Origin of the sequence: Streptomyces pactum (assembly GCF_016031615.1) — a bacterium.
GTDB classification, from domain to species: domain Bacteria; phylum Actinomycetota; class Actinomycetes; order Streptomycetales; family Streptomycetaceae; genus Streptomyces; species Streptomyces pactus.
Genome location: NZ_JACYXC010000001.1, coordinates 1,612,776 through 1,636,714, shown reverse-complemented (window position 1 = coordinate 1,636,714; position 23,939 = coordinate 1,612,776). Strand labels below are relative to the sequence as shown.

The following is a 23,939-nucleotide window of genomic DNA, read 5'->3' as shown; positions in this document are numbered from 1 at the left end:
CGACCGATCGATGCGGCGGGCGCCGACCCGGTAGCGTGAGGGGTCCCTTTCCGATCCCGCCCGCAGGAGCACACCCGCCGTGCGAATCGCCGTCACCGGTTCCATCGCCACCGACCACCTGATGACCTTCCCCGGTCGTTTCGCCGATCAGCTGGTCGCCGACCAGCTGCACACGGTCTCCCTCTCCTTCCTCGTCGACACCCTCGACGTCCGCCGCGGCGGGGTCGCCCCCAACATCTGCTTCGGCATGGGCGTCCTCGGGCTCCGGCCGATCCTGGTCGGCGCGGCGGGTTCGGACTTCGCCGAGTACCGCGCCTGGCTGGACCGCCACGGGGTGGACACCGCCTCAGTCCGTATCTCCGAGATGCTCCACACCGCCCGCTTCGTCTGCACCACGGACACCGACCACAACCAGATCGCCTCCTTCTACACCGGGGCGATGAGCGAGGCCCGGCAGATTGAGCTGCAGCCGGTCGCCGACCGGGTCGGCGGCCTGGACCTGGTCCACATCGGCGCGGACGACCCGGAGGCGATGGTCCGGCACACCGAGGAGTGCCGGACCCGCGGCATCCCCTTCGCCGCCGACCCCTCGCAGCAGCTCGCCCGGATGGACGGCGACGACATCCGCCGGCTCATCGACGGCGCCCGCTACCTCTTCACCAACGAGTACGAGAAGGCGCTGGTCGAGACGAAGACCGGCTGGACCGCCGAGGAGATCCTGGGCAAGGTCGGCACCCGGATCACCACGCTGGGCGCCCAGGGCGTGCGGATCGAGCGCCGTGGTGAGGAGCCGGTCGTGGTCGGCTGCGCCGAGGAGGAGGCCAAGGTGGACCCGACCGGCGTCGGCGACGCCTTCCGGGCGGGCTTCCTCGCGGGACTCTCCTGGGAGCTGGGGCTGGAGCGCTCCGCCCAGGTCGGCTGCATGCTGGCGACCCTGGTGATCGAGACCCTCGGCACCCAGGAGTACGAGCTGCGGCGCGGCCACTTCATGGAGCGCTTCGCCAAGGCGTACGGCGACGACGCTGCGAGCGAGGTCCGCGCCCACCTCGCCTGAGCGACGGCCGTCCGGGGGCGGCGCGCGGTAACCCACGGCGGGCCGGCCGCGCGCCGCCCCTCGCCGCCGCTGCGGGAGCCCGGCCGCGCGCCGCCCCTCCGTGCCCCGCCCCGGGAGAGCCGCCACGGGCCACCCCCGTGGCCGTGCGAACCGTCGTGCGACCGCGGGACCCGCTCCGGCCGTGCCGGATTCAGGCGCGACGCACGATCCGGTACGCGGTGCCGCGCACGGCCGGCCGCTCGCCCAGGTACTGCTGGCCGCGCATGGCGCACCAGGCCGGGATGTCCAGCCGGGCCGCCTCGTCGTCGGAGAGCACCGTCACCACGCCGCCCACCGGGACGTCCCCGATCACCTTCGCCAGTTCGATGACCGGGATGGGGCACCGCTTGCCGAGCGAGTCCACCACCAGCCCGGGCCTCGTCCCGCCCCCCGGCGTCCCGCCGTCCGCCGTCCCCGGTGCCCCGCCCTGCGTCTCTTCCGGGGTTCCGCCCGCCGCGGCCCCTCGCCCCCTCCGGCGTCCCGCCGGCCGCGCCATCGGCGCCCTCCGCCGCCGCGCCGTCCGCGCCCGGCCCTTCACCACCCTCCGCCGCGCCGTTCGCAGGCCCGCCGGCCGCGCCGCCCGCCGCCGCCCCATCCGTGACCGGTCCCCTGCCGCATCGGACCCGTCCGATCCGTTCCCGTCCGTACCCGCCCCATCCGCACCGGTCCCCGCCGGGGCCGCACTGCCGTTGGATGCCGTTCCCCGGACCGGCCCGGCCCCCGGCGCGTCCCCGGCCGGCGCCCCCAGCCGCTCCCGTACCGCCGCCACCACCTCCGGCAGCAGGGCCAGGAACCGCTCCACGTCCTCCTCGGGGCACCCCGGCGGCAGCGACACCCGCACGTTGCCCTCCGACAACACCCCCATCGCCCGCAGCACATGGCTGGGGATCAGGGTGCTGGAGGTGCACGAGGAGCCGGAGGAGACCGAGAACCCCCGCCGGTCCAGCTCGTGCAGGAGGGCCTCCCCGTCCACGTAGAGACAGGAGAAGGTGACCAGATGGGGGAGGCGGTGCACAGGGTCGCCGACCACCTCCACGTCCGGCACCAGCTGCGGCACCCGCAGCCGGATGCGGTCCACCAGCTCCCGCAGCCGCGCTGCCTCGGCCGCCGCCTCCTGCCGCACCGCCCGCAGCGAGGCCGCCGCCGCCACGATCGCCGGCAGGTTCTCGAACCCCGGGGCGCCCTGACTCCCTGCTCGTCCGCCGGGGTCCGGGCGGCGAACCGCACCCCCTTTGCGGGACCACCAGCAGTCCCACCCCCGGCGGGCCCGCCCCTACTTGTGGGCGCTGCCGGTCAGCAGTGACCAGTCGCCCTCGACCGGGCCCCAGCCGAGCGACTGCGCGGCGTCCACCAGCAGCGGCACACCCGCCTCCCGGCACTCGCCGGCGACCTCGGCCACCGGCTGCTCGGTGCCCACCTCGTGGTTGGCGGACTGCAGACAGGCCAGCGCGGCCGGGCCGGGGGCCGCGCGCAGCGCCTCCGCGAACGCGCCGGGCGCCACCCGGCCGGTACGGTCCACCAGCACCTCGCCGACGGTGCCGCCGCCGGACCGGTGCAGATCCGCCGCGTGCAGCACCGCCGAGTGCTCCACCGCGGACACGACCAGATGGCGGCCGGCGCGGCGCCGGCCGGCCAGCGCCCCCGCGACACCGTCGTGCAGCGCACGGGTGCCCGACGGGGTGAAGACCAGTTCGTCGGGGCGGCAGCCCACCGCCTCGGCGGCGGTCTGCCGGGCGGCGTCCAGGAGCATCCGGGCCCGGCGCCCCTCCCGGTAGAGCCGGGAGGGGTCCGCCCAGCCCTCGTCCAGGGCGGCCAGCAGGGCCTGGCGGGCGACCGGGTGCAGCGGGACGGAGGAAGCGGCGTCGAAGTAGGGCACCCGCCGAACGCTAGCCGCTCGGCCGCGCCGAGGCCGCCGGGGTACCGCCGTGCCGGTACGCGCGCCCCGTCCACCGCCGGGCAGCGCCCCCACCGCCACCCACCGGCGGGCGCCGCCGCGCCGAGGCCACCGGGCGCCGCCGCGCCGCAGCCGCCACCCGGCCGCCGCGCCGAGCCCACCGGGAGTACCGCAGCGCGCGGGCACCGCGCCCCGCCCACCGCGGGGCACCGCACTCCCGCCCACCGCCGGCCGGCGCGGCGCCTGACGCCCGGACGCGGTCCGCACTGGCCCGCCCGGACGCCCGGACGCGGTCCGCGCCGGCCGGCGCCGACGCCGCGTCAGCGGTGCGCCGAACGGGGGGCCGACCGGGTGCGGAGGCGGTGATTCCACCCCTTCGGGGAGTGGCCCGGCGCGTTGGGCACCCTGGCCGCGCGGCCCTAAAACGCGTCCAGTAGGGTTTGGTCCGCATAAACATCCAAACCCCTGCCCGTAGCGGGCCGGCGACCGACCAGCGAGACGGCCGCAGCCGGACGCGCGGGCGAGACTCTCGGGAAGGCGCTACGTGAGTCCCAACGGCTCCGACCGCTCGTCGCGGCGCCCGGTGCGGCGGAAGCTGCTGCAGGCGCTGGCCGCGGGCTTGGTCCTGGCGACCGCCACCGGTTGCACATCGAAGGACTTCCCCCGCCTCGGAATGCCCGCCCCCGTCACGGAGGAGGCGCCGCGGATCCTCTCCCTGTGGCAGGGCTCCTGGGCCGCCGCCCTCGCGGTGGGCGTTCTGGTGTGGGGTCTGATCCTGTGGAGCGTGATCTTCCACCGGCGCAGCAGGACCAAGGTGGAGATCCCGCCGCAGACCCGGTACAACATGCCGATCGAGGCGCTGTACACCGTGGTCCCGATCATCATCGTCTCGGTGCTCTTCTACTTCACCGCCCGCGACGAGAACGAGCTCCTCAAGGTGGACAAGAAGCCCGACCACGTCATCAACGTGGTGGGCTACCAGTGGAGCTGGGCCTTCAACTACATGGAGAACGTGGACGGCAAGGCCGCCACGCCCGGCAAGCCCTACGGGAAGATCAAGGAGATCTCCAACATCCCGGACCGGATGCTGGAGACCATCCCCGCGGGCGCCGAGGGCGTCTGGGAGGCGGGCATCCCCGGTGACCGCGACCCGGACACCGGCAACCCCGGGCCGACGCTGTGGCTGCCGAAGGGCGAGACCGTCGAGTTCATCCTGACCTCCCGTGACGTCATCCACTCCTTCTGGGTGGTTCCGTTCCTGATGAAGCAGGACGTCATCCCGGGCCACACCAACCGCTTCCAGGTGACGCCGAACAAGGAAGGCACCTTCCTGGGCAAGTGCGCCGAGCTGTGCGGCACCGACCACTCCCGCATGCTCTTCAACGTGAAGGTCGTCTCGCCCGAGCGTTACCAGCAGCATCTGCAGGAGCTCAAGAAGAAGGGCCAGACCGGCTACCTTCCGTCGGGCATCGAGCAGACGGAACCCGCCCAGAACGCGGAGACGAAGCAAAAGTGAGCATCCTCAACGAATCCCAGGGTGCCGGCGCAGCCGCCTCGTACGAGGACGAGTTGCCGGTGCGCCCCAAGCAGCCGGGCAATGTGGTCGTCAAGTGGCTCACCACCACCGACCACAAGACCATCGGCACGCTCTACCTGATCACGTCGTTCGTGTTCTTCTGCATCGGCGGTGCGCTGGCCCTGGTCATGCGTGCCGAGCTGGCTCGTCCCGGCACGCAGATCATGTCGAACGAGCAGTTCAACCAGGCGTTCACGATGCACGGCACGATCATGCTGCTGATGTTCGCGACGCCGCTGTTCGCCGGCTTCGCGAACTGGATCATGCCGCTGCAGATCGGCGCGCCGGACGTGGCGTTCCCGCGGCTGAACATGTTCGCCTACTGGCTCTACCTGTTCGGCTCGCTCATCGCGGTGGCCGGCTTCCTCACCCCGCAGGGTGCCGCCGGCTTCGGCTGGTTCGCCTACACCCCGCTGTCCGACACGGTCCGCTCGCCGGGCATCGGCGCGGACATGTGGATCATGGGTCTGGCCCTCTCCGGCTTCGGTACCATCCTCGGCTCGGTCAACTTCATCACCACGATCATCTGCATGCGCGCACCCGGCATGACGATGTTCCGCATGCCGATCTTCACCTGGAACGTGCTGCTCACCGGTGTGCTGGTGCTGCTGGCCTTCCCGGTGCTGGCCGCCGCGCTCTTCGCGCTGGAGGTTGACCGTAAGTTCGGCGCGCACATCTTCGACGCGGCCAACGGTGGCGCCTTGCTCTGGCAGCACCTGTTCTGGTTCTTCGGTCACCCAGAGGTGTACATCATTGCGCTGCCGTTCTTCGGCATCATCTCCGAGGTCGTCCCGGTCTTCTCGCGCAAGCCGATGTTCGGTTACGGCAGCCTCATCGCCGCCACCATCGGTATCGCCGGTCTGTCGGTGACGGTGTGGGCGCACCACATGTACGTCACGGGCGGTGTGCTGCTGCCGTTCTTCTCCTTCATGACCTTCCTGATCGCGGTCCCCACCGGTGTGAAGTTCTTCAACTGGCTGGGCACGATGTGGAAGGGCTCGCTGAGCTTCGAGACCCCGATGCTCTGGGCCATCGGCTTCCTGATCACCTTCACCTTCGGTGGTCTGACCGGTGTCATCCTGGCCTCGCCGCCGCTGGACTTCCACGTCTCCGACTCGTACTTCGTCGTCGCGCACTTCCACTACGTCATCTTCGGCACCGTGGTCTTCGCGATGTTCTCCGGCTTCCACTTCTGGTGGCCGAAGTTCACCGGCAAGATGCTCGACGAGCGGCTCGGCAAGATCACCTTCTGGACGCTGTTCGTGGGCTTCCACGGCACGTTCCTGGTGCAGCACTGGCTGGGCGCCGAGGGCATGGCGCGCCGTTACGCCGACTACCTGCACGCCGACGGGTTCACCACGCTGAACACCATCTCCACGATCAGCTCGTTCCTCCTCGGCCTGTCGATCCTGCCGTTCTTCTACAACGTCTGGAAGACCGCCAAGTACGGCAAGAAGGTCGAGGTCGACGACCCGTGGGGTTACGGTCGCTCGCTGGAGTGGGCGACCTCCTGCCCGCCGCCGCGGCACAACTTCCTCACCCTGCCGCGCATCCGCTCCGAATCCCCGGCGTTCGACCTCCACCACCCGGAGATCGCCGCGCTGGACCAGCTGGAGAACGCGGGCGTCGCGTCCGATGACAAGGCCCTCGCGGGTGGCAAGGAGGCCGGCAAGTGAAGGTCCAAGGCCGGATGTTCATCTGGCTCTCCGTCTTCATCCTCGCCATGGCGATCGTCTATGGCGTGTGGTCGAAGGAGCCGGCCGGCACCACCGCGCTGTTCCTGGCCTTCGGTCTGTCCATCATGATCGGCTACTACCTGGCCTTCACGGCCCGCCGGGTGGACACCGGGGCGCAGGACAACAAGGACGCGGACGTCGCCGACGACGCCGGGGAGCTGGGCTTCTTCAGCCCGCACAGCTGGCAGCCGCTCGCCCTGGGCGTCGGTGCCTCGCTCGCCTTCCTCGGCGTGGTCTTCGGCTGGTGGCTGCTGTACTTCTCCGCCCCGATCATCCTCATCGGTATCTGGGGCTGGGTCTTCGAGTACTACCGCGGCGAGAACCAGAACCAGTAGTGCCGGCCGCCGCGTCCACCGCGGCGCCGGTCCCGGGGCCCGGACACCTCCAGGAGGTGTCCGGGCCCCGGCGCGTTTCCCGCCCCCGGGTCCCGTCCGTTCCCGGCCGTCCCGGTCCCGTCGGGTCCGCCGTCCCCGGCCCCGTCCGCTCCCGGCCCCCGGCCCCGGCCGTCCCGGCCGTCCCCGGCGCCGCTCCAGGCCGCCCCGGGCACCGCGGCTGCCGCTGTGTCACCGCCCGCGCGCGGGCCCCGGCGCGACCCGCCGGACAAAGGTGCGCCGACCGGCGCGCGGGGCCGTCCTGGGGCGTTCCAGGCCGTTCGGGGGACCCTCGTTCGGCCTCATCCGGCGCGCCGCCGCCGGGTGCCGTCCCTACGTTGTGGTTATGAGCCACCAACCTCGTCCCCGCACCGCCCTGGTCCGCACCCTGCTGCTGACCCCGCTGGTCGCGGCCGGCCTGGCCGCCTGCGGCGGCCCGTCCCCGGACGCGCTCACCGACAAGCCCTACGACGCCGGCGACCACATCTCGTTCCGCGGTGTCGGGGAGGGCCGGCGGATCGACCCCGACCGGCCGCTGGAGGTGACGGTGCGGGAGGGCGGCAGCCGGATCACCGACGTCACCGCCACGGACGGCGCCGGACGGTACGTGCGCGGCCGGCTGAGCGAGGACGGCCGGCGGTGGCGCAGCACCGCCCCGCTCGCCGCGGGCGCCCACTACACGCTCCGGGTGAGCACCGAGAACGGCGACGGGCGGCCGGGCCGCCGCACCATAGGCTTCGACACCGCCCCCGCCGACGAGCGGCTGCGGGTCACCTTCGGCCCGGACAGCGGCACCTACGGCGTCGGGCAGCCGGTCACCGCCGAACTGAGCGAACCGGTCCGGGACCGCGCCGCGCGCGCGGTGGTGGAGCGGTCGCTGAAGGTCCGCTCCCGGCCCGCGGTGGCCGGCGGCTGGCACTGGGTGGACGACCGGACGCTGCACTACCGCCCGCGCGACTACTGGCCCGCCCACGCCACCATCGAGGTCCGCTCGACCCTGGACGGGGTGCGGGTGGGCGACGGCCGCTACGGCGGCCGCTCGGCGCCGCTGCGGCTGCGTACCGGCGACCGGATCGAGGCGCTGACCGACGCCCGCACCCACCGGATGACGGTGTTCCGCAACGGACGGAAGATCCGGACCATCCCGGTCACCACCGGCAGGCCCGGGTTCGACACCCGCAACGGGGTCAAGGTCATCCTGGCGAAGGAATCCTTCGTACGGATGCGCGGGACCAGCATCGGCATCCCGGAGGGCAGTTCGGACTCCTACGACCTGCCGGTGCACTGGGCCACCCGGGTGACCTGGAGCGGCGAGTACGTGCACGCGGCGCCCTGGTCCGTCGGCGCCCAGGGCGCGGCGAACGTCAGCCACGGCTGCACCGGGATGAGCACCGCCGACGCCCGCTGGTTCTTCGACACCGTGCGGGTCGGCGACATCGTCGAGGTCGTCGGCAGCGGGGGCGAGACCATGACGCCCTTCGACAACGGCTTCGGCGACTGGAACCTGTCCTGGGAGCAGTGGCGCGACGGCAGCGCGCTCACCACGGACGGCGGCCCGGCCGGGTCGGCCAGGCTCCGCCCCTCGGTGTGAGCCGGCCCCCCGCCGCGGGGCCCGGCGGGATCAGGCCGCGCCGAGCTGCCGGCGGGAGCGCAGCAGACCCGCGAGCGTGGCCGCGAACTCCACCGGGTCCACCGGATGGGTGACGGCGGCCTCGGCCCGGCTCCAGGTGGCCAGCCAGGCGTCCTGCGGGCGGGCGATCAGCAGCACCACCGGCGGGCAGCGGAAGATCTCGTCCTTGATCTGCCGGCACACGCCCATCCCGCCCGCCGGAACCGCCTCGGCGTCCAGCACACAGGCGTCCACCCCGCCGTGCTCCAGCGCCTCCAGGACGGCCGGGAGGGTGGCGCACTCCAGGTACTCCACCGGCGGGACGTCCGGGGCGGGGCGGCGGCCGGCGGCCAGCCGGACCTGCTCGCGAACGGTCGAGTCGTCGCTGTAGACCAGCACCGTGGCGGTCGGCTGCATGGTTCCTCCACGCTCGTAGACGGCACAGCAGCGGTCGGGAAACCGTCGCGCGGGGTGTCCCCACCGGTGTCTGGCCACGGATGCTACTCCGTATCAGCCGCTTCCAGCAGCGGTACGGACGGTGCGGCGATGGGCCGTTCGGGCCGCGCGGAGGGCGCGGACACACCGAACGGCACCCCCCGGAGTGAGGGCTGGATAAGCGACCGACATAATGTCGGTCGTGGCGACAGCAACAGCAGTAGATACCGGGCACGCGCACCCGTCGGTCAACCGACCGAACCTCACCAGCGTCGGAACCATCATCTGGCTGAGTTCCGAGCTGATGTTCTTCGCGGCCCTCTTCGCGATGTACTTCACCCTGCGATCGGTGACGGGTGCCGACTTCTGGTCGGAAAAGGCCGATGCGCTGAACTTCCCGTTCTCGGCGACCAACACCACGATCCTGGTGCTCTCCTCGCTCACCTGCCAGCTCGGCGTTTTCGCCGCCGAGCGCGGTGACGTGAAGAAGCTGCGCCTGTGGTTCGTGATCACCTTCATCATGGGCGCGATCTTCATCGGCGGCCAGGTCTTCGAGTACACCGAGCTGGTCAAGCACGAGGGCCTGTCGCTCTCGTCCGACCCGTACGGATCGGTGTTCTACCTGACCACCGGTTTCCACGGACTGCACGTGACGGGCGGCCTGATCGCCTTCCTGCTGGTCCTGGGCAGGACGTACGCGGCCAAGAGGTTCACCCACGAGCAGGCGACGGCGGCCATCGTCGTGTCCTACTACTGGCACTTCGTCGATGTCGTCTGGATCGGCCTCTTCGCCACGATCTACATGATCAAGTAATCCGCGGCCGGGATGTCACATCCCGCACCGGAACAACGTCCTCAAAGCATCGACGCAGAAGATCCTGACACCGGGGTAATCCGTGAAAAAGCTCTCCGCACGACGACGCCATCCGCTGGCGGCGGTCGTCGTCCTACTCTTCGCGCTGGCGGTCACTGGGGGGCTGTACGCCGCGTTCGCGCCCGCGGACAAGGCGAAGGCCGATGACTCCGCCCAGTCCCTCGCCATCGAGGAGGGCAAGAAGCTCTACGCCGTGGGCTGTGCTACCTGCCACGGCACCGGCGGGCAGGGCACGAGCGACGGCCCCAGTCTGGTCGGGGTCGGCTCGGCCGCAGTGGACTTCCAGGTCAGCACCGGGCGCATGCCCGCGCAGCAGCCCGGCGCCCAGGTCCCGAAGAAGAAGAAGGTCTACACCGACACCGAGACCGAGCAGCTGGCCGCGTACATCGCCTCGCTCGGCGCCGGTCCGGTGACGCCCACCAAGCAGCAGTACAACCCCGAGGGCGCGGACGCCGCCCGTGGTGGAGAACTGTTCCGCACGAACTGCGCGCAGTGCCACAACTTCACCGGTAAGGGTGGTGCCCTGACCAACGGCAAGTACGCGCCGCCGCTCGACGACGTGGACCCCAAGCACGTCTACGAGGCGATGCAGACCGGCCCGCAGAACATGCCCTCCTTCCCTGACACGGTCATGCCGGAGAAGGAGAAGCGGGAGATCATCGCCTACCTCGACCGGGTCAACACCTCGAAGACGGAGACCCCGGGCGGCCTCGAACTCGGCGGGCTCGGCCCCGTCACCGAGGGCCTGTTCGGCTGGATCTTCGGCCTCGGCGCCCTGATCGCCGTCACCATCTGGGTCGCCGCCCGGACCGCAAAGGCCAAGAAGTCATGAGTACCCAAGACATTCCAGAAGAAGAGAACCTGCCCGCAGCGCAGGACAAGCACGCGGGTGAGGTGGCGGTCCCCGACGACCCGTTCGCCGACCCCGGGCTGCCGCCGCACGAGCCGCGCATCCAGGACATCGACGAGAAGGCCGCCCGGCGCTCCGAGCGCGCTGTCGCGTTCATGTTCACCCTGTCGATGCTCGCCACGGTCGGCTTCATCGCCTCCTTCGTGGCGTTCCCGGTGGACAAGATCGTCTACATCTTCCCGCTGGGGCACGTCAGCGCGCTGAACTTCGCCCTGGGGACCACCCTGGCGGTGGCGTTGTTCTGCATCGGCGCGGGCGCGGTCCACTGGGCCCGCACCCTGATGTCGGACCACGAGATCGTCCACGAGCGGCACCCGATCGAGGCCACCCCCGAGGTCCGCGAGCAGGTGTTCCAGGACTTCCGGGACGGCGCCGCGGACTCCGGCTTCGGCCGCCGCAAGCTGGCCCGCAACACCCTCTTCGGCGCGCTGGCCCTGTTCCCGCTCTCCGCCGTGGTGCTCCTGCGTGACCTCGGTCCGCTGCCGGAGGACAAGCTCCGCCGCAGCAAGTGGGCCAAGGGCAAGCGGCTGATGAACCAGAACACCATGCAGCCGTTGCGGCCGGAGGACATCTCCGTCGGTTCGCTCACCTTCGCCATGCCCGAGGGCATGTCGGAGCACGACCACGACTTCCAGACGCAGATCGCCAAGGCCGCCCTGATGATCGTCCGCATCCAGCCGGACAACATCAAGGACAAGCGCGAGCTGGACTGGTCGCACGAGGGCATCGTCGCGTTCTCCAAGATCTGCACCCACGTCGGCTGCCCGATCAGCCTGTACGAGCAGCAGACGCACCACGTCCTGTGCCCGTGCCACCAGTCGACGTTCGACCTCGCCGACGGCGGCCGAGTCATCTTCGGTCCGGCCGGTCACGCGCTGCCGCAGCTGCGGATCACCGTGAACGACGAGGGTTACCTCGAGGCCATGGGCGACTTCGCCGAGCCCGTCGGCCCCGCCTTTTGGGAGCGCGGATGAGCAACCAGGACAACACGCGACGCAGGGGCAAGGCCCCGGCCGGCGAGCGCTTCGCCGACTACATGGACGGCCGGCTGGGCATCTACGGCGCTGCCAAGAAGAACCTCCGCAAGGTCTTCCCGGACCACTGGTCGTTCATGCTCGGCGAGGTCTGCCTCTACAGCTTCGTGATCATCATCCTCACGGGTGTGTATCTGACGCTGTTCTTCCACCCCAGCATGAACGAGGTCGTCTACCACGGCCCGTACGTCCCCATGCAGGGCGTGCGGATGTCGGAGGCGTTCAAGTCCACGCTGGACATCAGCTTCGAGGTCCGCGGTGGTCTGCTGATGCGGCAGATCCACCACTGGGCGGCGCTGATCTTCGTGGGCGGCATGCTCGTCCACATGATGCGCGTCTTCTTCACCGGCGCCTTCCGCAAGCCGCGTGAGATCAACTGGCTCTTCGGCTTCCTGCTGCTGGTGCTGGGCATCTTCACCGGCTTCACCGGCTACTCGCTCCCGGACGACCTGCTCTCCGGTACCGGTATCCGCTTCATGCAGGGTGTGCTGCTGTCCATCCCGCTGGTGGGCACGTACCTGTCGATGTTCCTGTTCGGCGGCGAGTTCCCGGGCACGGACATCATCCCCAGGTTCTACTCCATCCACATCCTGCTGCTGCCGGGCATCATGCTCGGCCTGGTGGTGGCGCACCTGATCCTGGTCTTCTACCACAAGCACACCCAGTTCGCCGGGCCCGGCCGGACCGAGAAGAACGTCGTCGGTATGCCGCTGATGCCGGTGTACATGGCGAAGGCGGGCGGCTTCTTCTTCCTGGTCTTCGGTGTCATCGCGTTCATCGCGGCGGTGGCGACGATCAACCCGGTGTGGGCCATCGGCCCGTACCGGCCGGACCAGGTGTCCACCGGCGCCCAGCCGGACTGGTATCTCGGCTTCGCCGAGGGTCTGGTCCGTGTGATGCCGGGCTGGGAGATCAACCTGTGGGGTCACACGCTGGTCCTCGGCGTGTTCATCCCGATCGTGATCTTCCCGATCGTGCTGCTGGCCATCGGTGTCTACCCGTTCATCGAGTCCTGGATCACCGGCGACAAGCGCGAGCACCACATCCTGGACCGCCCGCGCAACGCGCCGACCCGGACCGCCTTCGGTGTCGCCTGGATCACCGCGTACCTGGTGATGCTGGTCGGTGGTGGAAACGACCTGTGGGCCACGCACTTCCACATGTCGATCAACGCCATCACCTGGTTCGTCCGGATCGCGTTCTTCGTCGGCCCGGTGATCGCCTTCATCGTCACCCGGCGGATCTGCCTCGGCCTCCAGCGCCGCGACCGCGACAAGGTGCTGCACGGTCGCGAGACCGGCATCATCAAGCGGCTGCCGCACGGTGAGTTCATCGAGGTGCACGAGCCGCTGCCGCAGGACCAGATGCACACGCTCACCGCGCACGAGCAGCACAAGCCGCTCGAACTGGCCCCCGAGGTCGACGAGAACGGCGTGCGCCGCAAGGTGAAGCGCTCCGAGAAGCTCCGTGCCCGCCTCTCCAAGGGCATGTACGGCGAGGACGCGCAGATCCCCAAGGCGACCGCGGAGGAGTACCACGAGATCACCAGCGGCCACGGCCACCACTGATCTCCGCAACCACCCACAGCTGACGCCACAGCTGTGAAGGGCCCGCCGGGACACCCCCGGCGGGCCCTTCCGCGTTCCCGCACGTGTCCGGCGTCCGGCGCCGGCGGCCGGCGTGCCGGGCCCTTCCGCGGGCGGGCTCCGTGGCACCGGTCCCTCCGGTGACCACTCTGCGGACACGAACAACGGCCGGTGGCCGAAATGCGGCTACGATCCGGCTGGATCGCAACCCACATCGAGTGTTCGTTACGGAACGGACCCCGGGTGCGATCGGGGAGGCGATTCTCGTGACCACCGACAGCACGCATCCGGGAGATCTCGCCGGGATTTCCTTCGATCCCGCGGACCCGGTATTCCGTGCCGATCCCCGTGCCGTCCACCAAAAACTCCGCGATGAATTCCCGGTGCTTTCCCTCGCGCCGGGCACCTGGCTGGTGAGCCGTTACGCCGACTGCGAGCCGCTGCTGCGGGACCGGCGCATGGGGAAGAACCTGGGCAGCTCCCGCATGGCGGCCGAGGCCACCGGAGCGGCCGCGGCCGAGGACCCGTCGTTCCTCGGGGTGGGGCTGGAGGGCTGGGACGCCAAGCTCTTCGAGCTGCTGGACCCGCCCGGTCACACCCGGCTCCGCTCGCTGGTCGCGGGGTCGTTCACGCCCGCCGTGATCGCCACCCTGCGGGACGCCGCGGCGCGGTTCACCGCCGAGCTGCTGGACGCGGCACCGGACCGCTTCGAGATCATGGAAGGGCTCGCCGCCCCGCTCGCGGCACGGGTCATCGGCGACCTCCTCGGTATTCCGCGGGAGGACCGAAGCCGTTTTCAGTCGTCGGTCGCGCGTATCGCCCGCATTCTGGAGCCGGGCGCCGCACCCCCGCCCGAGCAGGCGGCCCGGTGCCGGGAAGCACTGGCCGAATGCACGACGTATTTCGTTCATCTGCTGGAAATGCGGACCGGCCACGGGGACGACCTGATTTCCCGGCTCGCCCGCTCCCGGGAACTGGACGACGAGTTCACCCGCCACCAGCTCGCCGCGATCTGCGTGCTCCTCGTGGTGCCGGGGCTGGACACCTTCGCCGGCATCGTGGGGAACACCGTCGAGCTGTGCGCCCGCCGGCCCGGGCTGCTGCCGGCCCTCGCCGCGGCCCCGGACAGCGCCGACGCCCTGGTGGACGAGGTGGTGCGGCTGGCGTCGCCGACGCAGGCGTCCTGGCGGGTCGCGCTGGAGCCCGTCGAACTCCACGGCGTGACCATCGAGGCCGGCGACGTGGTGCTGCTGCTGCTCGGCTCCGCCAACCGGGACGAACGGGTCTTCGAGGACCCCGACAGCGTCCGTCTCGACCGCCCGGCGCGCAGACACCTCGCCTTCGGCCGGGGCATCCACTACTGCGTGGGCGACGTGCTCTCCCGGATGATGCTCACCGAGGTGCTGCTGGCGATGGCCGGGCGTTTCACGGGCGTCGCCCTGGCGGGCGACCCGGTGCCCAAGCCGAGCCTGTGGTCGCACGCCTTCGCCCGGCTGCCGGTCGCCCTCACCCGCCGGACGGGCTGACCGGCCTGGCCCCGCGGACCGGCCCGGGGCGCCGGGGAGCCGGTGCGCGGGCCCGGGCCGGGGCGGGGGGACGTGACCCGGGCAGGGGCGGCAGGGCGGGGGCGGTGGGGTGCGTGCCGGCCGCGGGCGCCGGCGGGGCGCGGCCGGCGGGGTACCGCCCGGTATGTGAGCGGCGCTCCCGGGGCAAATGCCGGTCCCGCTAGGCTGGCCGCGGGCCGGGAGTCGCGTTCGGACCGCCGAGCCGCTGACCGAACGCCGGGCCGACACCTTCCGCGGACCACCCGCCCGCCCGTTCAGCAGACGCACCCAGGAGCACGGATGACGAACACGGTTACCCCCGTCGGCACACCCTCCAGCGGCGTCTCGCACGACTGGCGCGGCGTCCTGGGCACCCTGATGGCGGGCGAGGACCTGTCCGCCGACGCCGCCGCCTGGGCGATGGACCGGATCATGCGGGGGGAGGCCACCGACGCGCAGATCGCCGGCTTCGCGGTGGCGCTGCGGGCCAAGGGCGAGAGCGTCGGCGAGGTCTCCGGCATGGTCCGGGCGATGTACGCGCACGCCAACCTGATCGAGGTGCCCGGCCCGGCCGTGGACATCGTCGGCACCGGCGGCGACCAGGCCCGTACCGTCAACATCTCCACCATGTCGGCGCTGGTGGTGGCCGGCGCCGGGGTGAAGGTGGTCAAGCACGGCAACCGCGCCTCCTCCTCCGCCAGCGGCTCCTCCGACGTGCTGGAGAAGCTCGGCGTGAACCTGGAGCTGACCCCGGCGCGGGTGGTAGAGGTGGCGGAGCAGGCCGGCATCACCTTCTGCTTCGCGGTCAAGTTCCACCCGGCGCTGCGGCACGTCGCCGCGGCCCGCCGCGAACTGGGCATCCCCACCACCTTCAACTTCCTCGGCCCGCTGACCAACCCCGCCCGGGTCACCGCCCAGGCCACCGGCGTGGCGGACGCCCGGATGGCGCCGATCCTCGCCGGGGTGCTCGCCGAACGCGGTTCCTCCGCGCTGGTGTTCCGGGGCGACGACGGCCTGGACGAGCTGACCGTGACCGCCACCTCCCAGGTGTGGGTGGTACGGGACGGCGAGGTACGCCCGGAGCGGTTCGACCCGCGGGACGTCGGCATCGACCTCGTGCCGGTGGAGGCGCTGCGCGGCGCCGACGCCTCGTACAACGCCGACGTGGCGCGCCGGCTGCTCGCCGGCGAGACCGGGCCGGTCCGGGACGCGGTGCTGCTCAACTCGGCGGCCGCGCTGGTCTCCCTGGACCCCGGCCCCGGCCCGCTCGCCCCGCAGCTCGCGGCCGGCATGGAGCGGGCCGCGGAGTCGATCGACTCCGGCGCGGCCCGGGAGGCGCTGGAGCGCTGGGTGCGGCTGAGCAACGCCTGACCGGGGCCTGCCGCCGGGCCGTGCCGCCGCCCCGCCGGGCGGCCGGGTGCACGGCCCGCCGGGCCCTCGTCGCGGCCGCGGGGCACGGGCGGCGGGCGGGGCCGCCCCCGGCCGTAGGTCCAGGGACGCCGTCTCCCCGGCCGCCCGCCGTCGGCGTCCCGTCGCGGGGCGCCGGCATGGGGGCCTGGGCTGTCGTCCCCGGTGCCCTGTCGCGGGGCGCCGGGTCGTGGGGCCCGGGCCCCTGGTGGGCCGCTGCGCGGCAGGTCCCGGTTCCGGTTTCCGTCGCGCGGGCAGTTCCCCGTGGGGGCTTCGCCGGGCGGACGGCCCGTCTCCGGCCTGAGCGCCGTACGGACGGCCCGCCGCGGTCCGCCGTGGGCCCGGGGCCACGGTCGGCCGGGGCCGCGCTCGGGCCCGGCCCGCCGGCGGCCGGGCGTGTCCCGGGCCCACCGGGCCCCGCCCGCGGGCGGATCGGCGGCCCGTCCCCGTCGGCGCGGGGGTCCGGATGGCGGACCCCGACTTGCGTCGTGCGGATCATTTGGCATACTTCCCGTCAGGTCACGAGTGACAGCGACTACGGCCCCGGCCCGCTGTCCGGCAACCCTCCGTCCGTGGCGGGGTGCCCCGGGTGATGACCAGGTCGCAGGCAGCGAGGTCTGCGGCAAGCGCGGACCCCTGCCCCTGGGGTCCTGGTCCTCAAGGGAGCTTCCTCGTGAGCAAGCGAATGCGATAGGGCCCTCCGGCCCCTCTTCCGCGCACCATCCCGTACGCGCAGTTCTTCCCACCCGCTCCGCGCCGTCCCGTCCCGTCCCGGGCCCGGCCGTCCCTCGACGACGGCCCGCCGGTGACGTGGTGACCGCGCCGGTGCCGGTTCCCCCTGCCTTCGCGCCGCGTTCCGCGCCCGCTTACCCACCGGAGTTCGCCATGCCCGCATCCACCGTCGCCGCCGACCCGTCGCTGTGTGCCCCGCTGCCCGTACTGGGCCGGGACGTCGTGGTGCCGCTCGTCACCGGGGGAGAGGTCAGCTACGCCGCCCTCGACTACGCCGCCAGCGCCCCCGCCCTCCAGCGGGTCTGGGACGACGTGGCCGCCTACGCCCCGTACTACGGCAGCGTCCACCGCGGCGCCGGCTACCTCTCCCAGCTGTCCACCGACCTGTTCGAGAACAGCCGCGCCGAGGTGGCCGCGTTCCTCGGCTGCCGGCCGGACGACGAGGTGGTCTTCACCCGGTCCACCACCGACTCCCTCAACCTGCTCGCCGCCGTCCTTCCGGCGCACACCCAGGTCTTCGTCTTCGAGACCGAGCACCACGCCTCGCTGCTGCCCTGGGAGCGGCGCGCCGACGTGTCCGTCCACTACCTCGCCGCGCCCCGGTCGCCCGCCGAGGCGGTGGAGAACCTGACGCGGGCACTCGCCGCGCGCGGCCCCGCCGACGGTCCCGCCCTGGTCTGCGTGACCGGTGCCTCCAACGTCACCGGTGAGCTGTGGCCGGTGGCGGAGCTGACCGCCGCCGCGCACGCGCACGGCGCCCGCATCGTCCTGGACGCCGCCCAGCTGGTGCCGCACCGCCCGGTGGACGTGGCCGGGTGGGACGTGGACTGGGTGGCGTTCTCCGGGCACAAGCTGTACGCGCCGTTCGGCGCCGGGGTGCTGGCCGGCCGCGCCGACTGGCTGGACGGCGCCGAGCCGTACCTGGCGGGCGGCGGGGCCAGCCGTACGGTGGCCCGCCGGGCGGACGGCGGGGTGGAGGTGGAGTGGCACGCCGGCGCGGCCCGGCACGAGGCCGGCTCGCCGAACGTCATCGGGGCCTACGCCATCGCCGCCGCCTGCCGGGCGCTGACCGAGTACGGCTTCGACACGCTGGTGGCCCGTGAGGAACGGCTCATCGAGCGGGTCCGGCGCGGACTGGCCGAGGTCGGGCAGGTCCGGGTGCTGTCGCTGTTCGGCGGCGGCGCCCCCGCGGTGGGGGTGCTCTCCTTCGTGGTGGAGGGGTGGAACAGCTCGCACTTCGCCGCGGCGCTCTCCGCCGAGTACGGCATCGGGGTGCGGGACGGGCTGTTCTGCGCCCACCCGCTGGTGCGCACCCTGCTCGGCGGCGCCCCCCAGGAGCCGGGGGAGTGCGGCGCGCCCGACGCCGGGCCGGGCTCCCTCAACGCGATCCGGGTCAGCTTCGGCGCCGGCACCCCCGACGAGCACGTGGAGCGGTTCCTCGGCGCGGTGCGCGAGCTGGTGCGGGACGGCGCCAAGTGGCGCTACCGGACCGAGGGCGGGCGCTGCGTCCCGGACCGCGGCTGACCCGCGGCCGACCACCCCGCGGGCGCGGGTCCGCGCGCCGGGATGCGGGGCACGGTGTCCGGGCGGCCCGGGTCCACGGGCCCGGGCCGGGGCGGACACCGGGGTCGCGGGCGCGGCCGGGCCTCGGGGGCCCGGCCGCGCCCGGCGTCCGGGGAGCCCGGCTCCGCCCGGCGGTCCGCGGCCTCAGGCGAGGCCGATGGCGAAGGCCGCCTCCAGGTCGTGCTGCGAGTAGGTGCGGAACGCCACGTGGGTCTCGGTGGAGGCCACGCCCGGGACCTTGTTGATCTGGCCGGGGATGGCGTCCGCCAGGTCGTCGTGCCGGGCCACCCGCACCATCGCGATCAGGTCGTGGGCGCCGGTCACCGAGTACACCTCGCTGACCGCGTCCAGGGCGGCGATCTTCTCGGCGATCTCGGGGATCTGGTCGACGCTGGTCTTGATGAGCACGATCGCGGTGATCACGGTGGACTGTCTCCCTCGCTGGGCCGGCTGCCCCCTCACCTTATCCGGCCGCCCCGGCCGGATCCGGCCGGCCGAAGCGGGCCCAGGCGAAGAGGAAACCCAGCACGAAGCCGATCAGGTGCGCCAGGTGGGCGACCCCGGGGCGGTCGCCCGCCTGCCCCGCCGCCAGCCCCTGGAGCACGAACCAGAAGACCAGCACCAGCCAGGCGGGGAAGCGCAGCGGCAGGAAGAACAGGAACGGGAAGAGGCTGGTGACCCGGGCCCGGGGGAACAGCCACAGGAACGCGCCGAGGACGCCCGAGACGGCACCGGAGGCCCCCACCAGGGATTCGGTGGACCCGGCGTGCGCCGCCGCGTACCCCAGCAGCGCCAGGTAGCCGGTGGCCAGGTAGAAGAGGGCGAACTGCACCCGCCCCATGCGCTGCTCCGCCATTCCGCCGAAGACCTGCAGGAACAGCAGGTTGCCGAGCAGGTGCACCCAGTTGCCGTGCACGAACAGGGCGGTGAGCGGGGACAGCGCCGCCGACCGGGACCCGTGCCACAGGTCGTCCGGCACCACCCCCCAGTGGGCGAAGTGACCGGCCCGCGCCCGCAGCAGCGCGTCCCCGGTGCCGTACCCGGGGTGGAGCCCGGAGGCCGGGCCGAGGACGAAGACCAGGCAGCAGGCACCGATGAGCGTGTACGTCACGACGGGCCGGGCGGGAGCCCCCGACGTCTCGATCATGGGCAGATCATGGCGTAACGGGCCCAACCTGCCCAGAGCGCCCCGCCGCACCGGGGCTCCGGGCCGGGCCCACCCGGGGAAGGCTTCAGGCCGTAGGGTGACAGCACACGGCGCGGGTCGCCCGGGGCGCCGGAGCGCGCACCCCGGCCGCCCGTGGCGCAGCGAGATCCCGACCCGAGGACGACACGATGGCCCCTTCCCAGCCGACCGCGCGGAGCCGGTGGCGGCGCACCCGGTGCGGCGACCGGGCCCGCTCCGCCGTGGCCGGACGGGGCCGGGCCGTCGGACGGGTCCGGCCGGCGGGGGCCGGGGTGCCGGGCGCGGCCGGGCGTGCGGCCGCCGGTGGGACCATCGGACCGGTGCGCCGCCGCCGCTGTGCCGCGGTGGACCCGATCGAGCTGGCGGGCCGCCCGGCGCCGGGCGGCCGAGAACGGAAGCGGTGACAGGTGGTGGAACGGACGGACGGCCCCGAGCCGACCGGTGACCCGGCGGCGACGGGGCCCCAGGGCGCCGAGTCGCTGGACCGTCCCCTGCCCGAAGGGGTACGGCGCCGGGTGGTGGCGCTGGTCGCCGACGCCTTCGGCGGCCTGACGGTCCCCGAGCTTCCGGCCCCGCTGCGGCAGTACGCCCGGTTCACCCCGAGCCGCCGCGCCAAGTTCGCCGGCAACGCGATGGCCGCGGCCGTGGAGAGCGACCCGGTGTTCCGGCAGCGGATCGCCACCCGGCTGCGGGAGTCCCACGGCGAGCTGGCCGAGGCCCTCGACGGCGGTACCCCGCCGGCCGCCGCCGACCCGGTCGAGGTGGCGGCGCTCGCCTACGTCCTGCGCCCGGCGGACTGGGTGAAGCTGGTCGAGGCGGCCGGCCAGGAGGCGCAGCGGGCGGACGCCGAACGGGCCGGTGAGGAGGCGGAGCGGGAACTGCGCCGGCTCCGCGAGGAACTGGCCCAGGCCCGGGCCGCCGCCCGTGCCGAGAGCGAGCGCACCCGCGCCGAGCTGGAGGCCGCCCGCAAGGAGGGCGAGAGCCTCCAGCGGAAGCTCCGCGGCGCGCTCAGCGACGTCCGGCGGGGTGAGGCGGCGCTGCGGAAACTCACCGCCGAACTGGAGGCCGAACGGGCCGCCGCGGCCGCCCAGCAGGCCACCGCGGAGGGCGAGGCGCGGCGGCTGCGGGCGCGGCTGGCCGAGGCCGAGTCGGCGCTGGAGGCGAGCCGGCGGGCGGCGCGCGAGGGGCGCAGCGTGGCCGACATGCGGGTCCGGCTGCTGCTGGACACCGTGCTGGAGTCGGCCCAGGGGCTCCGCCGCGAACTCGCCCTGCCGCCGGCCTCCATGCACCCGGCGGACACCGTGGAGGCGGTGGAGCCGGGGCGGATGACGCCGAAGGACATCGCCCGGCGGGCCCTGTCGGAGACCGACCCGGCGCTGCTGGACCAGTTGCTGGCCCTGCCCCAGGCGCACCTGGTGGTGGACGGCTACAACGTCACCAAGACCGGCTACCCCACCATGCCGCTGGAGAAGCAGCGGCTGCGGCTGCTGGGCGGGCTCGCGGTCCTGGCCGCGCAGACCGGCGCCGAGATGACCTGCGTCTTCGACGGCGCCGAACTCGCCGCCCCGGTGCTGCTCGCCCCGCCGCGCGGGGTACGGGTGCTGTTCAGCAAGCCGGGCGTCACCGCGGACGAACTCATCCGTCAGCTGGTGCGGGCCGAACCGCCGGGCCGCCCGGTGGTGGTGGTCTCCACCGACCGCGAGGTGGCGGACGGGGTGGCGAAGGCCGGGGCGCGGCCGGTGGCCTCCGCCCTGCTGCTCAAACGGCTCGCCCGCACCTGAGGCGCCGCCGCGCCGGTCCCCGCGGGCGGGCGCCCGCGCCCGTACCGGCGGGGTGCGCCGGGTCCTCGGGCCGGGGCCGGCCCATGTCAGGCGTTGCCGTGAGGGTGCCCCGGCGGGCGGGTGCCCGGGCCCTTCGCCGCGGTTCGTCGTCTGTGCCGGTACCGGCGGGGCGCCTGGCGTTCCCGTGTCCGTATCCGAGGTGTGCCACTTCCGTGTGCCCGGGCGGTCTTCCCCGCCGGTGCTTCGGCGGGCGCGCATGCCTCGATCCGCGGGCGGGTGTGGTGGCCGGAGAACGTCCCTCGGCGTGCGGCGCCGTGCCCGTACCGACGGCGCGCCGGGCTCGGCGGCCGGTGTCGGCCGGTGCCCGGCGCTGCGGTGCGGTGGAGCCGGACGCGGGGGCGGGCCGCCAGCGCTGGACGCGCGCCGCCGTGCCGGTGCCCGCGGATGGGTGCGTGTCCGTACCGGCGCGTGCGGGGCGTACCCGGCACCGCCGGCGCCTGACGCGCCGCGCCGTTCGGGCGCGCGGGGCGGCCTGCTCGCGGCCGGGCCGGGAGATGCGTACCCCCTTCGCCGGACGGGGGCGTTCGTGCCGTACCGCCGGGCGGGCGGCGCACCCGTACCGGTATCCCCCGGGCGCCGGACGCCCGGTAACCCCTGGTCGCCGGTCGCCGGGTACAGCGTGTACAGCGTGTGCGGGGCGTGCGGGGTGTTCCGGGCGCGAGGAGAGGCGTCACCGGCGCGCGGGAAAGGATCGCCGCGCAGGCGCGTGCGCGGGCGCGCGGCCGACGGTGTGCGCCGGGCGGCGACCGGTTCGCGCCCGTGGAGGGTGCGCCGGTTGACGCCGGCCCGCCCCGCCGGCCGCGCCGAGCGTCCTCGGCCGGTCCACGGCTGGTGGTCCCCGGCCCGAGGCTCCCTGCCGCGCGGTGCCCGGCGGTCCGTCCGCCGGCTCGTCGAACCGGCGCCGCCGGCACGGGACTTGGGCGCGCCGGTCCGGGCGCCGTGGGGCCGGGCGGCACGCGCCGGCCGGCGGGCCGGGTCCCGGCCCGGCACCGACCGGCCGCCGTCCGGCAGAACGGAACAGCCTGTCAACCGGCCGTCACACGCGGTGCGTTCTTGGTAAAAGATAACCGTATCGAAGGAGTTTTTTCCCGGTGGGATTTGAAGCGATCACATGAGGTCACTAATGTCGGCTCGAACCTCCGCGCGGTTGATCATCCATAGGGGATGACAGCGGAGGTACCGCCGAGTCCGCGGTGTGTCAGCGGAGCCGGGGTCTTGTACCCCCACACTCACCCGGTAGGCGGCTGGAGGAAGAAGGAGCTCGCCCCCGTGGCGTCCCACCGTCGCCCCAAACAGCCGAGCCGCACTCGGGCCACCGTCCTGACCGCGACCGCCGCCGCGGCCGTGGCCCTGTCGGCCCACTCCGCCAGCGCCGACCCCAAGCCGACCAAGGAAGAGGTCAAGGCGCAGGTAGACAAGCTCTACGAAGAGGCCGAGCAGGCGACCGAGAAGTACAACGGCGCCAAGTCCCGGCAGGAGCAGCTGGAGAAGGAGGTCGGCGGCCTCCAGGACAAGGTGGCCCGTGGGCAGGCGGACCTGAACAAGCTGCGGGACGGCCTCGGTTCGATGGCCACCGCGCAGTACCGCTCCGGCGGCATCGACCCGTCGGTGCAGCTGCTGCTCTCCTCCGACCCGGACGACTACCTGGACAAGGCGTCCACGCTCGACCAGGTCAGCAGCAAGCAGGCCGGCGCGCTGAAGAAGATCGGCGAGCAGACCCGGACCCTGGAGCAGCAGCGCTCCGAGGCCACCACCAAGCTCAAGGACCTGGCCGCCACCCGCAAGGCGCTCGGCGAGAAGAAGGCCGAGATCCAGGGCAAGCTCGCCAAGGCGCAGCAGCTGCTGAACACCCTCACCACCGAGGAGCGGGAGGCCCTCGCGGCCAAGGAGCAGGAGCGCGCCGACCGCTCCAGCGAGCGGGTCGAGCTGGGCAAGGACGTACCCCAGTCGGGGCGTGCCGCCGCCGCGCTGGCCGCCGCCCAGACCAAGATCGGCTCCCCGTACGTGTGGGGCGCCACCGGCCCCAGCTCCTTCGACTGCTCGGGCCTGACCTCCTGGGCGTACGCGCAGGCCGGGGTGGACCTGGACCGCACCTCCCAGCAGCAGGTCAACAACGGCACCCGCATCGGCCGGGGTGAACTCAAGCCGGGCGACCTGGTCTTCTTCTACAGCGACCTGCACCACGTCGGGCTGTACGCCGGCAACGGCCAGGTGCTCCACGCGCCGAAGCCGGGCGCGAACGTGCGCTACGAGTCGATGGACAACATGCCGTTCATGTTCGGCGTCCGCGTCTGACCGCCGGGCCCGGAGGCCGTCCGTGCGACGGCCCCGGGCCGCCGGGCCCGCGCGGGCCCGGCGGCCGCGGAACCGGCCGGCCCGACCCGCCCGCCGCGGCGCGGGCCACGCCCGTCCGGGGGAATCCCGGCACCGCCGCACCACCCGCTCGCCCCGCCCCTGACCTGCGTCCGAGGCGGGGCGTCGGCGTACCCGGGGGGCACCCGGAGGGACGTCGCCGGTGGACCGGCGCGGAAGGCCGGGGCTAGTGTCT

At 73.2% G+C, this 23,939-nt stretch carries 19 protein-coding genes and 1 riboswitch; of the genes, 14 read left to right on the top strand and 5 right to left on the bottom strand.

Annotated features, from left to right (window positions below):
• Positions 1-79 precede the first annotated feature (79 nt).
• Complete coding sequence (locus IHE55_RS06470; RefSeq protein WP_197988157.1) at positions 80-1,054, top strand: carbohydrate kinase family protein; 975 nt, start codon at positions 80-82, stop codon at positions 1,052-1,054.
• A gap of 190 nt (positions 1,055-1,244) precedes the next feature.
• On the opposite strand, the gene IHE55_RS33000 is transcribed toward IHE55_RS06470, so the two are convergent.
• Both IHE55_RS33000 and IHE55_RS32995 read right to left on the bottom strand, forming a co-directional pair.
• Positions 1,245-2,216, bottom strand: coding sequence for a sulfurtransferase TusA family protein (locus IHE55_RS33000; protein WP_443742617.1), 972 nt, complete (start codon positions 2,214-2,216; stop codon positions 1,245-1,247).
• 150 nt (positions 2,217-2,366) lie between these two features.
• Entirely contained in the window at positions 2,367-2,969 is a 603-nt protein-coding gene (locus tag IHE55_RS32995) for an aminotransferase class V-fold PLP-dependent enzyme (RefSeq protein WP_372442634.1), read from the bottom strand.
• 562 nt (positions 2,970-3,531) lie between these two features.
• Here IHE55_RS32995 and ctaC point away from each other — a divergent pair.
• The 4 genes from ctaC to IHE55_RS06440 all read left to right on the top strand — a co-directional run bounded on the left by ctaC (position 3,532) and on the right by IHE55_RS06440 (position 8,261).
• Entirely contained in the window at positions 3,532-4,503 is a 972-nt protein-coding gene (ctaC, locus tag IHE55_RS06455) for an aa3-type cytochrome oxidase subunit II (protein ID WP_197988156.1), read from the top strand.
• Positions 4,500-6,239, top strand: coding sequence for an aa3-type cytochrome oxidase subunit I (gene ctaD, locus IHE55_RS06450; RefSeq protein WP_197988155.1), 1,740 nt, complete (start codon positions 4,500-4,502; stop codon positions 6,237-6,239). The genes ctaC and ctaD overlap by 4 nt, the downstream gene beginning before the upstream one ends.
• Complete coding sequence (locus IHE55_RS06445; protein ID WP_197988154.1) at positions 6,236-6,634, top strand: cytochrome c oxidase subunit 4; 399 nt, start codon at positions 6,236-6,238, stop codon at positions 6,632-6,634. The genes ctaD and IHE55_RS06445 overlap by 4 nt, the downstream gene beginning before the upstream one ends.
• Before the next feature lie 382 nt (positions 6,635-7,016).
• Positions 7,017-8,261 carry a L,D-transpeptidase gene (locus IHE55_RS06440; RefSeq protein ID WP_197988153.1) on the top strand — a complete coding sequence of 415 codons (1,245 nt, stop codon included), beginning with the start codon at positions 7,017-7,019 and terminating at the stop codon, positions 8,259-8,261.
• A 30-nt stretch (positions 8,262-8,291) separates the two neighbouring features.
• Here the strand turns inward: IHE55_RS06440 and IHE55_RS06435 are convergent, their stop codons facing one another.
• Positions 8,292-8,696 carry a response regulator transcription factor gene (locus IHE55_RS06435; RefSeq protein WP_197988152.1) on the bottom strand — a complete coding sequence of 135 codons (405 nt, stop codon included), beginning with the start codon at positions 8,694-8,696 and terminating at the stop codon, positions 8,292-8,294.
• A gap of 211 nt (positions 8,697-8,907) precedes the next feature.
• On the opposite strand from IHE55_RS06435, the gene ctaE reads away from it, so the two are divergent.
• From ctaE to IHE55_RS06400, 7 genes are all read left to right on the top strand, one after another.
• Positions 8,908-9,528 carry an aa3-type cytochrome oxidase subunit III gene (ctaE, locus tag IHE55_RS06430; RefSeq protein ID WP_197988151.1) on the top strand — a complete coding sequence of 207 codons (621 nt, stop codon included), beginning with the start codon at positions 8,908-8,910 and terminating at the stop codon, positions 9,526-9,528.
• An 82-nt stretch (positions 9,529-9,610) separates the two neighbouring features.
• Positions 9,611-10,420, top strand: coding sequence for a cytochrome bc1 complex diheme cytochrome c subunit (gene qcrC / locus IHE55_RS06425; RefSeq protein ID WP_197988150.1), 810 nt, complete (start codon positions 9,611-9,613; stop codon positions 10,418-10,420).
• Entirely contained in the window at positions 10,417-11,472 is a 1,056-nt protein-coding gene (qcrA, locus tag IHE55_RS06420; protein WP_197988149.1) for a cytochrome bc1 complex Rieske iron-sulfur subunit, read from the top strand. Before qcrC ends, qcrA begins: the two co-directional genes overlap by 4 nt.
• The gene (gene qcrB, locus IHE55_RS06415) at positions 11,469-13,100 is read left to right on the top strand and encodes a cytochrome bc1 complex cytochrome b subunit (protein ID WP_197988148.1); all 1,632 of its coding nucleotides are present in this window, start codon (positions 11,469-11,471) and stop codon (positions 13,098-13,100) included. Before qcrA ends, qcrB begins: the two co-directional genes overlap by 4 nt.
• A 401-nt stretch (positions 13,101-13,501) precedes the next feature.
• Positions 13,502-14,644, top strand: a complete 1,143-nt coding sequence (locus IHE55_RS32535) for a cytochrome P450 (RefSeq protein ID WP_197988147.1) — start codon at positions 13,502-13,504, stop codon at positions 14,642-14,644.
• A gap of 318 nt (positions 14,645-14,962) precedes the next feature.
• Positions 14,963-16,033, top strand: a complete 1,071-nt coding sequence (trpD, locus tag IHE55_RS06405; protein ID WP_197988146.1) for an anthranilate phosphoribosyltransferase — start codon at positions 14,963-14,965, stop codon at positions 16,031-16,033.
• 553 nt (positions 16,034-16,586) lie between these two features.
• A riboswitch (SAM riboswitch) is annotated at positions 16,587-16,704 on the top strand.
• Positions 16,705-16,954: 250 nt separating this feature from the next.
• A complete protein-coding gene (locus IHE55_RS06400) occupies positions 16,955-18,325 on the top strand; it encodes an aminotransferase class V-fold PLP-dependent enzyme (RefSeq protein ID WP_197988145.1) in 1,371 nt (456 codons plus the stop codon).
• Positions 18,326-18,508: 183 nt separating this feature from the next.
• Here the strand turns inward: IHE55_RS06400 and IHE55_RS06395 are convergent, their stop codons facing one another.
• Positions 18,509-18,787: an Lrp/AsnC family transcriptional regulator gene (locus IHE55_RS06395; RefSeq protein WP_197988144.1), complete on the bottom strand. Its 279-nt coding sequence runs from the start codon at positions 18,785-18,787 to the stop codon at positions 18,509-18,511.
• Between the two features lie 40 nt (positions 18,788-18,827).
• Entirely contained in the window at positions 18,828-19,511 is a 684-nt protein-coding gene (locus IHE55_RS06390; RefSeq protein WP_197988143.1) for a rhomboid family intramembrane serine protease, read from the bottom strand.
• A gap of 449 nt (positions 19,512-19,960) precedes the next feature.
• Here IHE55_RS06390 and IHE55_RS06385 point away from each other — a divergent pair, with 449 nt between their 5' ends.
• Positions 19,961-21,331 carry an NYN domain-containing protein gene (locus IHE55_RS06385; protein WP_372442754.1) on the top strand — a complete coding sequence of 457 codons (1,371 nt, stop codon included), beginning with the start codon at positions 19,961-19,963 and terminating at the stop codon, positions 21,329-21,331.
• 1,329 nt (positions 21,332-22,660) lie between these two features.
• Positions 22,661-23,686, top strand: coding sequence for a C40 family peptidase (locus IHE55_RS06380; RefSeq protein WP_197988141.1), 1,026 nt, complete (start codon positions 22,661-22,663; stop codon positions 23,684-23,686).
• Positions 23,687-23,939 lie beyond the last annotated feature (253 nt).